Origin of the sequence: Acinetobacter sp. YH12134 (assembly GCF_013418555.1) — a bacterium.
Classification (GTDB): domain Bacteria; phylum Pseudomonadota; class Gammaproteobacteria; order Pseudomonadales; family Moraxellaceae; genus Acinetobacter; species Acinetobacter indicus.
The window spans coordinates 1-13,407 of the sequence record NZ_VPBT01000005.1; the positions used below are offsets into that span (position 1 = coordinate 1).

At 44.2% G+C, this 13,407-nt stretch carries 16 protein-coding genes and 1 rRNA gene; 8 read left to right on the forward strand and 9 right to left on the reverse strand.

All coding sequences use genetic code 11. From position 1 onward, the window contains the following. Window positions 1-7 precede the first annotated feature (7 nt). Window positions 8-122 (forward strand): 5S ribosomal RNA (rrf, locus tag FTU69_RS05010). Window positions 123-388: 266 nt separating this feature from the next. After that, window positions 389-712, forward strand: a complete 324-nt coding sequence (locus FTU69_RS05015) for an ankyrin repeat domain-containing protein (protein WP_075166981.1) — start codon at window positions 389-391, stop codon at window positions 710-712. Between the two features lie 68 nt (window positions 713-780). On the opposite strand, the gene FTU69_RS05020 is transcribed toward FTU69_RS05015, so the two are convergent. Together FTU69_RS05020 and FTU69_RS05025 are read right to left on the reverse strand one after the other, a co-directional pair. Continuing rightward, window positions 781-1,329: a type 1 glutamine amidotransferase domain-containing protein gene (locus FTU69_RS05020; RefSeq protein WP_016658048.1), complete on the reverse strand. Its 549-nt coding sequence runs from the start codon at window positions 1,327-1,329 to the stop codon at window positions 781-783. Between the two features lie 151 nt (window positions 1,330-1,480). Beyond that, window positions 1,481-2,023 (reverse strand): lytic transglycosylase domain-containing protein, encoded by a 543-nt coding sequence (locus tag FTU69_RS05025; RefSeq protein ID WP_005178276.1) that lies wholly within the window; start codon window positions 2,021-2,023, stop codon window positions 1,481-1,483. Window positions 2,024-2,335: 312 nt separating this feature from the next. Here FTU69_RS05025 and FTU69_RS05030 point away from each other — a divergent pair, with 312 nt between their 5' ends. Continuing rightward, entirely contained in the window at window positions 2,336-3,961 is a 1,626-nt protein-coding gene (locus tag FTU69_RS05030) for a Na/Pi cotransporter family protein (RefSeq protein ID WP_127801478.1), read from the forward strand. Between the two features lie 75 nt (window positions 3,962-4,036). Continuing rightward, window positions 4,037-4,507, forward strand: a complete 471-nt coding sequence (ybaK, locus tag FTU69_RS05035; protein ID WP_005178272.1) for a Cys-tRNA(Pro) deacylase — start codon at window positions 4,037-4,039, stop codon at window positions 4,505-4,507. Window positions 4,508-4,540: 33 nt separating this feature from the next. Here ybaK and FTU69_RS05040 read toward each other — a convergent pair whose 3' ends face one another. Together FTU69_RS05040 and FTU69_RS05045 are read right to left on the reverse strand one after the other, a co-directional pair. Continuing rightward, window positions 4,541-5,233, reverse strand: a complete 693-nt coding sequence (locus tag FTU69_RS05040) for an LrgB family protein (RefSeq protein ID WP_127800718.1) — start codon at window positions 5,231-5,233, stop codon at window positions 4,541-4,543. A gap of 1 nt (window position 5,234) precedes the next feature. Then, the gene (locus FTU69_RS05045) at window positions 5,235-5,648 is read right to left on the reverse strand and encodes a CidA/LrgA family protein (RefSeq protein WP_075166986.1); all 414 of its coding nucleotides are present in this window, start codon (window positions 5,646-5,648) and stop codon (window positions 5,235-5,237) included. Between the two features lie 101 nt (window positions 5,649-5,749). Here FTU69_RS05045 and FTU69_RS05050 point away from each other — a divergent pair, with 101 nt between their 5' ends. Further along, window positions 5,750-6,649 carry a LysR substrate-binding domain-containing protein gene (locus FTU69_RS05050; RefSeq protein WP_035363092.1) on the forward strand — a complete coding sequence of 300 codons (900 nt, stop codon included), beginning with the start codon at window positions 5,750-5,752 and terminating at the stop codon, window positions 6,647-6,649. Between the two features lie 79 nt (window positions 6,650-6,728). On the opposite strand, the gene FTU69_RS05055 is transcribed toward FTU69_RS05050, so the two are convergent. The 4 genes from FTU69_RS05055 to tusD are packed head-to-tail and all read right to left on the reverse strand — an operon-like array spanning window position 6,729 to window position 8,123. Then, window positions 6,729-7,040 (reverse strand): TusE/DsrC/DsvC family sulfur relay protein, encoded by a 312-nt coding sequence (locus tag FTU69_RS05055; RefSeq protein WP_005178263.1) that lies wholly within the window; start codon window positions 7,038-7,040, stop codon window positions 6,729-6,731. An 18-nt stretch (window positions 7,041-7,058) separates the two neighbouring features. Further along, entirely contained in the window at window positions 7,059-7,343 is a 285-nt protein-coding gene (locus FTU69_RS05060; protein ID WP_045794818.1) for a DsrH/TusB family sulfur metabolism protein, read from the reverse strand. Window positions 7,344-7,360: 17 nt separating this feature from the next. Beyond that, window positions 7,361-7,711: a hypothetical protein gene (locus tag FTU69_RS05065; protein WP_005178260.1), complete on the reverse strand. Its 351-nt coding sequence runs from the start codon at window positions 7,709-7,711 to the stop codon at window positions 7,361-7,363. A 43-nt stretch (window positions 7,712-7,754) separates the two neighbouring features. Further along, a complete protein-coding gene (gene tusD / locus FTU69_RS05070; RefSeq protein ID WP_005178259.1) occupies window positions 7,755-8,123 on the reverse strand; it encodes a sulfurtransferase complex subunit TusD in 369 nt (122 codons plus the stop codon). Window positions 8,124-8,194: 71 nt separating this feature from the next. On the opposite strand from tusD, the gene FTU69_RS05075 reads away from it, so the two are divergent. From FTU69_RS05075 to FTU69_RS05085, 3 genes are all read left to right on the forward strand, one after another. Next, window positions 8,195-9,202: an SDR family NAD(P)-dependent oxidoreductase gene (locus FTU69_RS05075; RefSeq protein WP_104484100.1), complete on the forward strand. Its 1,008-nt coding sequence runs from the start codon at window positions 8,195-8,197 to the stop codon at window positions 9,200-9,202. 135 nt (window positions 9,203-9,337) lie between these two features. After that, on the forward strand, window positions 9,338-10,732 hold the full coding sequence (fumC, locus tag FTU69_RS05080; RefSeq protein WP_104488909.1) for a class II fumarate hydratase: 1,395 nt from the start codon (window positions 9,338-9,340) through the stop codon (window positions 10,730-10,732). Between the two features lie 419 nt (window positions 10,733-11,151). After that, window positions 11,152-11,604, forward strand: a complete 453-nt coding sequence (locus tag FTU69_RS05085) for a DUF2147 domain-containing protein (protein WP_104505473.1) — start codon at window positions 11,152-11,154, stop codon at window positions 11,602-11,604. A gap of 1,586 nt (window positions 11,605-13,190) precedes the next feature. Here the strand turns inward: FTU69_RS05085 and FTU69_RS05090 are convergent. After that, window positions 13,191-13,367 carry a hypothetical protein gene (locus tag FTU69_RS05090; RefSeq protein ID WP_155757084.1) on the reverse strand — a complete coding sequence of 59 codons (177 nt, stop codon included), beginning with the start codon at window positions 13,365-13,367 and terminating at the stop codon, window positions 13,191-13,193. Between the last annotated feature and the right edge of the window lie 40 nt (window positions 13,368-13,407).

The window sequence follows — 13,407 nt, forward strand, 5'->3', positions numbered from 1 at the left end:
CAGTTGTGCTGGCGACAATAGCAAGAGTGAACCACCTGATCCCTTCCCGAACTCAGAAGTGAAACCTCTTAGCGCTGATGGTAGTGTGGGGTTACCCATGTGAGAGTAAGTCATCGCCAGCTCATTAATTCAAAATCCCCCGAGCTTAAACAGCAGGGGGATTTTTTTATGGGCGTAATTTCTAGTTTCTACATCTTGTTTAAGGTCGCTTTTGATTTTTTGCTGATCATTCCTGCCTCTATTTAAATAAATGCTTCATCAATCAGAATAATTAATACTCAATTTATTATTCAAAAATTAAAGCTAACAATTTAAATCCATATATATCCCCAGATTCAGCTAAAATCTTAAGATCAATATGATCAAATTACGATTCTAAGAGCACTTTATGAAACTGAATTCATTCTCTCCGATCCCTGAAGATGATGATGAGCTACATCTTCCTGAAATTGTATATTGGGCGTCACTGGGTGAGTTGGAGCAGGTACAGCAAGCCTTACAGCAAGGTGCAGATGCCAATGGTAGTGATGAGGAAGGCTATAGTGCCTTGCAGGCGGCGGCAGAAAATGATCATCTGGACGTGGTGAAACTGCTGATGAGCAAAGGGGCGGATATGGAGCATCGTAGTCCACATACGGCACTGGAGCTTGCTGAAATGGCTGGCAACGAGGAAGTGGTGGCTTATTTAAAACAGCTCAAAGGGCTTTCTTAATCTCCTGATTCTGATAAAAAAATCTCATCCGAAGATGAGGTTTCTTTTATAGATATGATTAAAAATCTTTAGGTTTCAGCTTCCAGTTCTTGCACAATCGCCTGGTTAAATGCAGGAATATCGTCCGGATTACGTGAGCTGATCAATACCCATCCACCGGTATTGCAGCGATGGACTTCTTCATCGACCCATTTCGCGCCGGCATTTTCCAGATCCAGTTTGATGGTTTTATAAGACGTCAGATTTTTATCGCGAATCCGTTCGGCATTAATTAAAACCCACGGACCATGACAGATTGCGGCAATCAGTTTGCCCTGATCAGTAAAGTGCTGGATGATTTTATGCGCTTCGGGGTTGATCCGCAGCGTATCGGCATTGACCGTTCCACCGGGAATGACCAGTGCATCGTAATCTTCCGGATTGACCTTATCTAGCGTTGTTTCCGGTTCGGTACTTAGACCAGGATCTTTATCAGCCTTGACCGTTTGAACTTCTTTTTGTTCTTCTGCTGCATGTATGGCTTCAATGCCTTTAGATTTCAAATATTCAAAGGGTTTGATCAGCTCATCCTGCTCCACACCCTGATTGGACGTAATGAATAATACTTTCTTTGGCATTTTCCCATCCTCGTTTCATGAATTCTTTTGCTACGTTAACAACTGAGGCTCAAGGCACTGTACTGGTTTTGACGGGAATATGTAATTACTTGGCAATTATGTAAAAAAAGCTCCATCAGGAGCTCTAAAAAAAATCGCAGGATAAAAAGGTTTATAGCGCGCCTTTTAAATCATTTTGGTGCTGTTTAACCTGTTTGGCATAGCGTTTGCCTTGGCGTTTCATCTTCCAGCTGGAATGATAACCGGTAGGGCCAACATTATAATAAGCGAGGGCTTTAGGCCAGCTGCCGGCTTTCGTGTTATAGCGATTTAAAATGTAAGAACCGCATTGAATATTGGAAGATTCATCAAACAAATTACTGCCACAACTTTGCTGCCAATAACGCGGAATGACTTGGGTTAAGCCCACCGCACCAGCCGGTGATACCACATGACTGCGGTAGCTGGATTCCTGGCGAATCAGCGCGGCCAGTAACAGTGGATCAATTTCATAACGTTCTGCATGTTGCACAATCATCGGCGCAACACGGTTAGCGGTGTCAGGTGCAACCGAATAGGCTTTTTGGATACCGACTGAAAGTTTAGCGGAACGTTTGGCAACGGAGCCGCCTCCTAAAGGTGAGCAGGCAATCAGGCTAAGAGCACTGAGGCCAATAAAAGAGGTTTTCAATAATAATGGGATGGTCAGTTTCATTTTAAAATCAGAAAAAAGCAGTGATGCTGCACCAGATTAGCCAGTGCTCGCGAATATGTTTAAGGATGTTAGTGAGCTGGGCGATATCCGTCAAGCCAACGGCGGCCTGGAACCGCCGCTGTTTTGTTAAGTTTTCGCTCCAATACTACGTGTTTGAAATATCTTTAGAGTGCATTGGAAGATCATCTTTCTACTTATTGTGCTGTTCACGTTTAGGTCACTATGCAACTTTTAGGGTATAAAGCGGATTTCATCGCATAATCTCTTATATACTTAGATGGTTGAAAATAAAAATATTTATTGGGTAGTTACATGCTAGAAGTGATTGCACAGTTGTGTGGCGGGATCGGTTTATTCCTGATCGGAATGACCTTAATGACAGACAGTCTGAAAGAGATGGCCGGGGAGTCATTGCGTTTATGGCTGTCTAAATTTACCGGTTCACCGATTAAAGCTATTTTTTCTGGCATCGGTCTGACTTTGGCTGTGCAATCCTCAACGGCAACCACATTGGCCACCATTGGCTTCGTTAGTGCCGGTATTCTGACTTTTAGTCAGGCCATTGGTGTGATTATTGGCGCCAATATTGGCACCACCAGCACCGGCTGGATGGTGGCTTTTCTCGGGGTTAAATTTTCCATTGCCCATATTGCCTTGCCACTCATTGGTTTAGGGGCCATCTTTAAATTATTCAGCCGTGGGCGACTGTCTTTATTCGGTTTAACCATTGCTGGTTTCGGCCTGATTTTCTTTGGGATTGACTTGCTGCAGGTGGCAATGTCCGGTTTTGCCGAGCGGGTTGATTTATCGGTTTTCTCCAATAATTCTTTTACCACACAGCTGATTTTAGTGCTGGTCGGGCTGGTGATGACCGTGCTGCTGCAATCTTCCAGTGCAGCCATTACTGCAACCTTGGCGGCTTTGGCCAGTGGAGCGATTGATTTGTCCCAAGCCTTAGGCCTGGTGATTGGACAAAATATTGGTACAGTGGCTACCGCGATTCTGGCGGCCATGGGCTCGACTGCCAATGCCAAACGCACCGCAGCCGTGCATGTGGTGTTTAACGTAATTTCGGCCGTGTTGGCTTTTATCTTGTTGAAACCGGCTTTTTTGTGGCTGGCGGAACATTCACAGGTCGGCACTTGGGATGATGTGATTATTGTCGCTGCGTTTCATACCGCCTTTAGTGTGCTGGGAACCTTATTTTTATTGCCCTTTTTAAAACAGTGTGAACAGTTGATTGTCGGTTTAATTCCAGACCGCACCCCTTCAATTTTATGTTATCTGGATCAGGCCAGTTTTTCGGTGCCGGCTTTAGCGATTAATGCCGCTTCTAAAGTGATTTATTGGTCGATTGGGCATATCCTAATTTTGTTGAAACGCGCGATTCAGGAAGGTCGTTTGCCCTCCAATAGCGAATTACAGCAACTGGATGAAATCTTAAAACGGGTGCAGCAGTATCTGGAAGATTTATCGGTTAGTGAAAATGAGCTGGATCAGCAGCGTTTAATGGCGATGCTGCGCCTGATGGTGTATTTACGTGTGCTGCGCAGCGATCTGGAAGCGGTGGAACATGCCGAGCATATCCGCACCCAGCCGACTATTTATCAGATGGGGCTGGATTATATTCATGTGCTGGACAATCACTTTCAGTATGTCGATGAGTTTAACCGTCTGACCGAAGTGGCATCTTTAAATCGTGAGCTGTTAAACCTGAAACAATGGGTGGAAGAGCAGCGTGCCGAAGCGCGTGAAAAAGTGATTGAATATGCCACGGTGCAGCATCTGAGTGCGGCACGCAGTCTGGAATTACTGGCCGCACAGCGCTGGCTGGACCGTTTGATTGCGCATACCCAGCGTTTGGCCAATGTCTTGCAGGAAACCGAGAGCATGCTGGATGATGTGGAAAAGCGGAAATATCATGCTGCCACTCAATAGCCTAAGCTATACAGTGATTAACTTCTGCAGCAGAAGCTTTTATACTGCGAGGATGTTTATCACTGGGCAACTAAAATGACACCGGCCTGTAAAATTTTAAAATCCAATAAAATTGACTATAGCATTCATGAATATGAGCATGATCCGAACGCCAAAAGTTTTGGGCTGGAAGCAGCGGAAAAGCTGGGTTTAGCCCTGGCCGAAGTATTTAAAACCTTATTGGTAACTGATGATAAACAGTATTATGTGGCGATTTTACCGGTGCATGTGCAGTTAAATTTAAAGAAAGTTGCTACCGCGGTGGGCTGTAAAAAACTGCATATGGCAGAGCCTAAAGATGCTGAACGTTTAACCGGTTATCTGGTTGGCGGAATTAGCCCGATTGGGCAGAAGAAACGTTTAAAAACCGTGATTGATCAGAGTGCGCAAAGTCTGGCAAAAATCTATGTCAGCGGTGGCAAACGTGGACTGGACATTGGTTTAAAGCCGGATGATCTGGCCCGGGTGTTAAATGCCCAGTTTGCCGATGTGGTGGATGAGTCTTAATCTGCACTGATTTTATTTTAGCAGCGGATTCAGTTATAAAAACCGGACCACGCCATGAATCAGGGCAGGTCCAAAAATCACCATAAATATGCCAGCCAGTACCATACTTAAGCAGGCGGCCACACCTTCTTCACGATGGCGCATAAAGGCTTTAGAAGTACCAAAACCATGCGCGGCATTACCTAAGGCTGCACCTTGAGCAAAATGTGAATTCAGTTTGAGTGCGAGTAAGACGGCATCTGCCATAAAACCGCCGGCAAAGCCGGTCATCATGGTGAACAGGATTACCAGTTCAACCGAGCCGCCCACCTGTGTACTTAACTCCATCGCAAAGGGTGTAGAGATAGAGCGCGCCATCAGGCTATATGTGGTTTCCTGATTCAGCTGAAACAGCTGCGCCAGATAAAAAGCACTGATAATGCCGACACACATACCGATCACAATACCCATGCTGATGGCCAGCAGATGGCGTTGAATCAGCGCGCGATATTCATAAATCGGAATGGCAAAAGCCACCGTGGCTGGCCCGAGCATCCAGACAATCCAGTGGCTGTACTGCATATAGCTGTCATAGGAAATCCCGAAATAGAGCAGCATGCAGATTAATCCAGCCGGAACCAAAATGGAGGGCAAAAACAGCAGCACCCGATAACGACGATACAGCTGTTTGGCCACGATATAGCCCAGCAGGGTGAAGATGAAGCACAGGCTTGCGATCAGGTTCATCTTAATCTCCTGACACATATGTGGTATTGTTGGTATTTTTCCTGAGCCGCTGTTCCAGTTTAAAACCCCAGCACACGCTATAGGCTGTGGCGACCATTACCGCACAGGTGCCGAGCGTAATCGAGAGCAGCAGTTGCCAGCCTTGGCTTAGCAGTAAGTCTAGATCATTGATAATGCCGACCACACAGGGAATAAACAGCAGCATCAGCTCGGCCAGCATAAAATCGGCGCCTTGCTTGATCCATTGCAGTTGAAATATGCCACTTAACAGCGCCAGCAGTAACAGGATCAGGCCAATCACACCCGCTGAAACCGGCAGCTGGAATATCTGTTGGATCAGCGCACCGAGCCACCAGATCAGGATCAGCAGCGCAATTTGTATGCTGAGGACGGCAACACGGGAAAGAGACCACATCGCTGAATTGCCCTAAAGGTTAAACACGACTGTATTTTAGATTTGACCTACCAGGATGATTATGAATAATAAAAAAATAATTATGCTTATTGGGAATGATGGTGGATTTAAAAAGTCTGAAAATACTGGTCAAACTGGTGCAATTGCAAAGTTTTACCCGCACAGCAGATGCTTTGTGTCTGACCCAGCCTACAATTAGCAAGGCCATTCGTGGGCTGGAAGATGAGTTAGGCACTGCGCTGTTTCACAAAGGTGAAGCTGGGCGTAAACGTGAAGTGCAATTGACTTACCTGGGCGAGCAGATTTATCAGCATGCGCTACAAATGCTGCAACTGGAGCAGGCGATTTATGATTCGGTGGCGGAAGTTCGTGCGCTAGAACGTGGTAAATTGACACTGGGTTTGCCGCCCCTGGGTTCGGTGCTATTAAGCCGGTTAATTGCCAAGTTTCATCAGCAGTACCCGGCTATTGAACTGAGCTTTTTAGAGGTAGGTGCCAGCGGGATTGAAGCCGCTATTCTGGATAAACAGATTGATGTCGGGATTGTACTCGGTCATTTAAAACCGGCATTGGGCGGAATTCCAATTATGGATTCGCCACTGTGTTTGTTATCTGCCCGAAATTCTGCATGGCAGGGACGCGAAACGGTGTCGTTGCTGGAACTGAAAGATGAGTCTTTTTTACTGTTTGCCGACAGCTTTACTTTAAACCAGATGATTCTACAGGCCGCACAGCAGCTGGGTTTTGAACCGAAAATTGTCTGTAAAAGCAGCCAGTGGGATTTTATTGCCAAAATGGTGGATTCCGGCATGGGGATTGCGCTGTTGCCTCAGGTTTATTGTGAGCAGTTGCCTGCCGAGCGTTATCAGATCAGCCGTTTGTGCCAGCCTGAGCTGAACTGGACCTTGCGAATGGCCTGGAATACGACAGTCGCCATGAGTCCAGCCACCCGGGCCTGGTTAAGAATTATTGAAACGCATCCTGATGAGATTCATTTCTAAAGTAAGAATTAAAGGATTATCGTGTGAAATCAGATTCATCTACAGCGCTAAACCTCTGAACAGATGAATCTTCCTCCAATTACAGGCAATTCGCCGGTTTGGGAATACCGGCCAGACGGCTTAAATGCCGCGCCACCAGTCCGGTGTTAAAACGCTCTTGCAAGAGGGCATTATTAATCTCAGGGCTGACCGTTTTCATCAGAAACTTGATTAACGGGCGAGTCGCCGGAGAATGACCAAACTGCTGATAAAACTGGCGCACAGCCTGCAAAATTTCAAAATGCCAATCTTCCAGTTCCAGCTCCAGGCTTTTGGCCAGCTCTTGCGCCACAGTTTCATTCCAGATGGTGTAATCGACCAAATGACCATCTTGGTCCAGTTCAAGATTCATAACACACTCAAAGCTTGTTTATTTTAAAGAGATACAACGGCTATAAGCCAGACACAGCTCGGCAAAGGTAGCATAGTTTAAACTGTGCAGATGGGCAGGCAGTGGCTGGGCCAGCAGCTCAAGATCATGCTCCAGTGCAAACAGGGTGCTGCATTGCTGGCAAAATGGATGTTCAATGGCCAATACTGCATCACCCATCAGCACCACTGCATCGCCTTCACTATACAGACGTGAAACTTTGTCCAGCATGGCCGGGGTAGTATGGAAGCCGGATTGCAGCAAATATAAAGTATTTTGTGACATAACAGATTCCTTCCGGCTTACCAGTACAGCACGTGGTCAAAACGCTGGATAAAGTCCGCATTCAGTTCAATAAACTCGATTTCCTGCTGCGACTGGCTGACATAAGCTGAATGTTGATGCTGGTGTTCTACCAGAATCGGGCTTAAATCATAAAACTCAAAACTTTCGACCATATTCGAGGCCAGCTTGAAGGCGTGTTTGAGCTGGTCAAAAGCCAAATCGCTTTTGAGCAGACTTAGGGCAGCATCCTGTAATAACACTTTGACTTCACAGCCAAAAGTGGCCAGTACCATAGTCGCAGACAGGCTTTCATGTACCTGCTGGCTGCTTAAATTGGCTTGGCTTAAAATGACGAGTACAGTTTTCACACAATTTACCTTTTAAATGCAACAAATTCTCAAATAGAACCACTTAGAATTGAAGAAGGCGATCTGCAGATTGCACTGCATCGGCAAGTTCGCCCAGACCAACCAATTCAAAGCCCGCGGCTAAATTGTGTTGATGAAGTTGATGACGTTTGGCATTGTCCTGATCGGTAATCCCGCGTAACAGTGCCGCACTGACACAAACCGGCAAACGAATCGACAGTTTTTGCCATTCCGATTTTAACTGTCGCTGATCATCGGGTAGCCATTGTAAATCGTTAGCGACCATAACAGCGTCCTGATAGAAGAACACCCGGAAATCTTCATTCTTGCTCTGCAAGGCTTGAGCCAGACCCAACGCATGCCAGGCATGAATCGAGGTCGGCGCGGAGGTAATTAGTAATAAGGTACTCATCAAAATTCACTAATGAAATGTTCCCGCAACACAGGGGGCATTCAGACTTCATAAGAAAAAGGTAGTATACAATGATTTTAGTGACTGGTGGTTTAGGCTTTATAGGCTCGCATATTGCATTAAGTCTGATGGCTCAAGGGCAAGAAGTCATTATTGTCGACAATTTATCCAATGCCAATTTACAAACCTTAGAACGACTTGAATATATTTCGGGCATGTATGTGCCTTTTGCCAAAATTGATATTCGTAACACCCCAGCCTTAAATAAAGTCTTTGAACAGTATTCGGTCGATGCAGTGGTGCATACGGCCAGCTTTAAATCGCTGGAAGAATCGGTCCTGAAACCGCTTGAATATTATAATGATAATGTCAGCTGTATCATGAGTCTGCTGCGTGCCATGCAGCGTACCGGGGTACGTGTGCTGGTGCATTTATCCAGCTTAACCGTGTATGGCCAATCTAGCCTGCAACTGAAAGAAGATCTGCCATTTCAGTATGCCTATCCGAATCCGTATATCAAATCTCAGCAGATGGCTGAGGAAATTATTCAGGATACTTTTAAAACCGACAATGAATGGAAAATTGCCTTATTGCGCTTGGGCAATATTGCTGGTGCCTTTGAACATGGGGTACTGGGTGAGATGGTACCGCCACTGCCAAAAAATATTGTACCCCTGGCGATGCAGGTCGGGGCGCGGCAACGCGAATTTATCGAGCTGCGCAAGCAGGCCCAAACTGAAGACAAGACTGTAGAGCGTAGTTTCCTGCATGTACTGGATTGTTGTGAGGCCGTATCTTTAACCCTGCAATGGCTATTCCAGCAACAGCATGTTTGTGAAGCCTTTAATATTGCCGGCGAGGCGATTTCGATCCAGCAACTGTTAAATGAAATTTCGAGCGTCACCGGCACTGAAATTAAAACGGTCGATGCTGATGTATATCCCTATGCTGAACTGGATCAGGTCGCGGCCGATATTAGTAAAGCCAAAGAGGTACTAGGCTGGCAACCGAAACGCTCGATTCAGCAGATGCTAGAAGATGAATGGCGCTTTTATCAGCATACCTTACGCGGGCAATGATATATCTAAATATGATAATAATTATCATTTACAATTTTATCCGCCTGACCTAAGATGACTATATTCGCCATAGCCGCTGCCTCAGGGCAGCGTTATAACAGCATTGAGAACAGTAAGAATAGATAGAGGTTGAGTATGCAAACACGTATCGAACACGACACCATGGGCGAAGTTGAAGTCCCGAGTGAGGCCATGTGGGGTGCACAGACTCAGCGCAGCTTACAGAATTTTAAAATCGGGCAGGAACGTTTGCCTCGTCCCATGATTCGCGCTATGGGCTTGGTAAAAAAAGCCGCGGCCATCACCAATGCTGAACTGAACCAGATTCCTCAAGAACTGTCGCACTATATTGTTGATGCAGCTGAAGAAGTGATTGAAGGCAAATGGGATAGCCAGTTTCCGCTGGTGGTATGGCAGACTGGTTCGGGCACGCAAAGCAATATGAACTGTAATGAAGTGATTGCCAATATTGCTAACCAGAAACTTGGCAATCCGCTGGGTGCACAAAAGCCAGTCCATCCGAATGACCATGTGAACCGTGCCCAATCAACCAACGATTCTTTCCCGACCGCGATTCATGTGGCTGCCAGTTTACAGATCAATGAACTCTTAATTCCGGCAGTGACCCGTTTAAGAGATACCTTGCAGGCCAAAAGCGATGCCTTTGCCGATATTGTGAAAATTGGCCGTACCCATTTACAGGACGCAACGCCTTTAACCCTAGGGCAGGAATTTAGCGGCTATGTCTCGCAGCTCGATCATGGTTTAAAACGTTTGCATCAGGCCCTGGACGGTTTATATGAACTGCCGTTGGGCGGTACCGCTGTCGGTACCGGTTTAAATGCCCATCCGGACTATGCGGAAAAAGCCGCACAGCAACTGGCCAGCCTGACCGGTTTGGCTTTCGTTACTGCGCCGAACAAGTTTGAAGCTCTGGCTGGACGTGATGCTGCAGTATTTGCTTCCGGTGCCTTAAAAACTCTGGCCGTGAGCTTAAATAAAATTGCCAATGACATACGCTGGCTGGCCAGTGGGCCGCGCTGTGGTTTTGGTGAAATCCGCATTCCGGAAAATGAACCGGGTTCAAGCATTATGCCGGGCAAGGTCAATCCGACCCAGAGTGAAGCCATGACCATGGTGGTGGCGCAAGTGCTGGGTAATGATACGACAATTAATGTGGCTGGGGCTTCAGGGAATTTCGAGCTAAACGTATTTATGCCAGTGATTGCCTATAATCTGTTACAGTCGATTCAGTTATTGGGAGATGCCTGCAACAGCTTTAACGATCACTGCGCTGTCGGAATTGAACCGAACCGTGACAAGATTGATCATTTCCTGCATAACTCGCTGATGTTGGTGACAGCACTGAATCCGGTAATTGGTTATGAAAATGCTGCCAAAGTCGCGAAAACGGCCTATAAAGAAGGGAAAACCTTAAAACAGGTGGCGGTGGAGCTGAATCTGGTCACTGCTGAACAGTTTGATGACGTGGTACGACCAGAAAATATGGTTTCACCGAATGCGAAATAAGTGTTGCATCTACCGGGATGGAATATGAGCAGCCATCCCGGTGGGCTAAAAAATTTTGCTTCATCACAACTATTTTTCCATCAGAACCTGTGCATGAAAGTGCAAAGTACCTATAAAAGAAAACCCAACATATGGATTGCTATATGCTGGGTTAGTTTGCGCTACTTAGTTATTACAGGCCATCTTCTCGTTTTTAATGACCTTGACTGCATCATAAGCCCTGAATGTGACAATAAAAAGAATTGCTAAAATTCTGGAAAAGAAATGTGAAGTATCTAGCAAAAATTGGATCTAAATACCACATAGATATTTAAAATTTATGAAATTATTATGATTTAGTTTAGGAAAATGAATATAATTCAGGCCGCTGGGAAGCGTATCTCATTTCTTTATTGACTCTTTTGAAACTCTTTTTGCTTATGAATTTTAGATTGTTGGGGGCTGCGGCTCTATTGGCGGGTTTAACCAAAACTGTAGTGGCAATGCCGTTTGATCCTTTAATCGGGACATGGAAAGTGATTGATGATCGAACCGGGTATTATGTGTCGGAAATTGTGATTCGTAAAAACTCCAAAACACAGCAGTATAGTGCAGTAGTGAGCAAGCATTATCCGGCGGCGGGAGCGGTGAATCCGGACGTTTGTGGCAAATGTGAAGGGGCTTTAAAGAACCAGCCGATTTTTGGTATGGAAGTGCTGAAAGGCATGACCGGCAACCATAAGCAGTTTAAGCAAGGTCAATGGCTGAATACCCAGGATGGCCGGACCTATACCATTGAAGCGCAATTGAATGATGGCAAAGACCAGATGAAAGTATTTGGTAAAGCGCAACAGAGCAATACAACCAGTGCCATGACCTGGAAAAAGCTCTAATGAGCTTTGGCTGTTGAGCTGATTCTAAAAACCATTTAACTTCGTGTTAGATGGTTTTTTCTTTTTTTAAGAATCTAAGAATTCAAAATATTTCAATTCCCCCATTTTTCTTCCTCTCAATTGAGTTGCTGCATTTTCTAGATCTGCCAGAAAAACCAGAATAATTTTTTAAATAGACATAAAGTTATGTTATAACATAACACTTTTTAAAAGGGGGCTCGCATGAAATACAGCACACTCATGACTTTAATTTTATTGGCGATACAACAGGCACAGGCTGAAGAGCCGATTACAATTCTGGAAGGCTTTGTTGCATAAATATGTAAGCATCTGATTTAAATAAATTTAATTTTGGATCAAAAAATAATCAAAAATTTTAAAATCATATAGTTATGAAATCTTTGTGCAACAAAGCCGATTAGGTTCACAAAACCAGCTTTGTCATTAGGTTTGCAGTATAGCTCAACTCCGGTTTAACAACTATGCGTTGAATATTGGGTTTGGGTGGTTTTTCTTAAATTGCACTTTACAATGACAGCGAGGCAGTCGATTCGAGGTTGAGGATGCCTCCGAGTTTTGAATACTATTAAACTTATCTTAAAATTATAATAATTTTCTATTAATAATTCATTTAAAACGGCTTGGGTTGGCTAATTTTTGGCATAAAATATGTAATATTATGCAAATATATAAATTATAAATTTATATATAATTTCCAGCAGAATCTATCGCTGTAGTTTCTTTCTTTTTTTACTGCCTCCTCCTCTAGGGAGGCATTTTTTTTGAGGAGAAAATTATGCTCCATCTTCTATTCACTTTATTTGGCCTGCATGAGGTGACTGAAATCGACTACCTGCTCGATGAAGAAGAGAATGAAACGTGTAGCAATGGTTTAGATCAAGAGTATTAACAGCGCTCATCCCTATTGCTTCTTTCTCTTGGTCAAGACCTAAAAAGCTCAACCCACTGGTGGGCTTTTTTATGGCTTTATACATTGCTCCGGAAATTACAATCTGTACAAAAAATGATCAAAATTGAATGTGAAAGCTACAAATTTGAATGATAGTTTAAATCCAGATCTTCCAATAGGTGAGGTGAGCAATGAAACTATTAGCTTTGATTGGTGTAGGACTTGCAGCAAGTTATTGTTATATCAATATTAAGAACAAAAACTTAAATCTATCCAATACGGATTTCGATGAAAGCATCCACAAAGTCGTTATTCAGGACTTCTGGGTTTAGTGGGTAATTTTTTATTTAGATTATCGAAATGAGATAATTTAAATGAATGTTAATTTTTATGAATGTCATATTATGACAACTTGTAAAATTTCTATTTATATAAAATTTGTATCAGGGCTAACTTCTGATTTTCTCCCAACGCCGTCCTCCAGAACAGGAGGCAGATTATTAAGAGTAGAATATTATGATCCAGTTCCTTCTTTGTCTGTTTAGCTTTCATGGCGCAACTGAAGTCGAATACACGGGTGATGATGAAGAAATTCGGCGCTGTCAGGATTGTCTAAAAGAGCGTGAATAGGCGCTATACCCGCATCCATAGAGCATAGAAAAATTGCCGGCTTGGCTTAGAACGGATCTTTTTTGACTTTTTTAATTTCAAGGGCAATCAAGATTGATGCAAAAACAAGCAGTCCGCCAATGATCAATAATAATGAATCATTTGCCTTGAATCCAACCCAGAAACTCAGGCCACTGCTGACTACACAGCTTAACAGTAGAACAATTAAAATTCCGTATTTCACGATACATCTCACATTAATTTTTTTAATCCCGTGATGATAT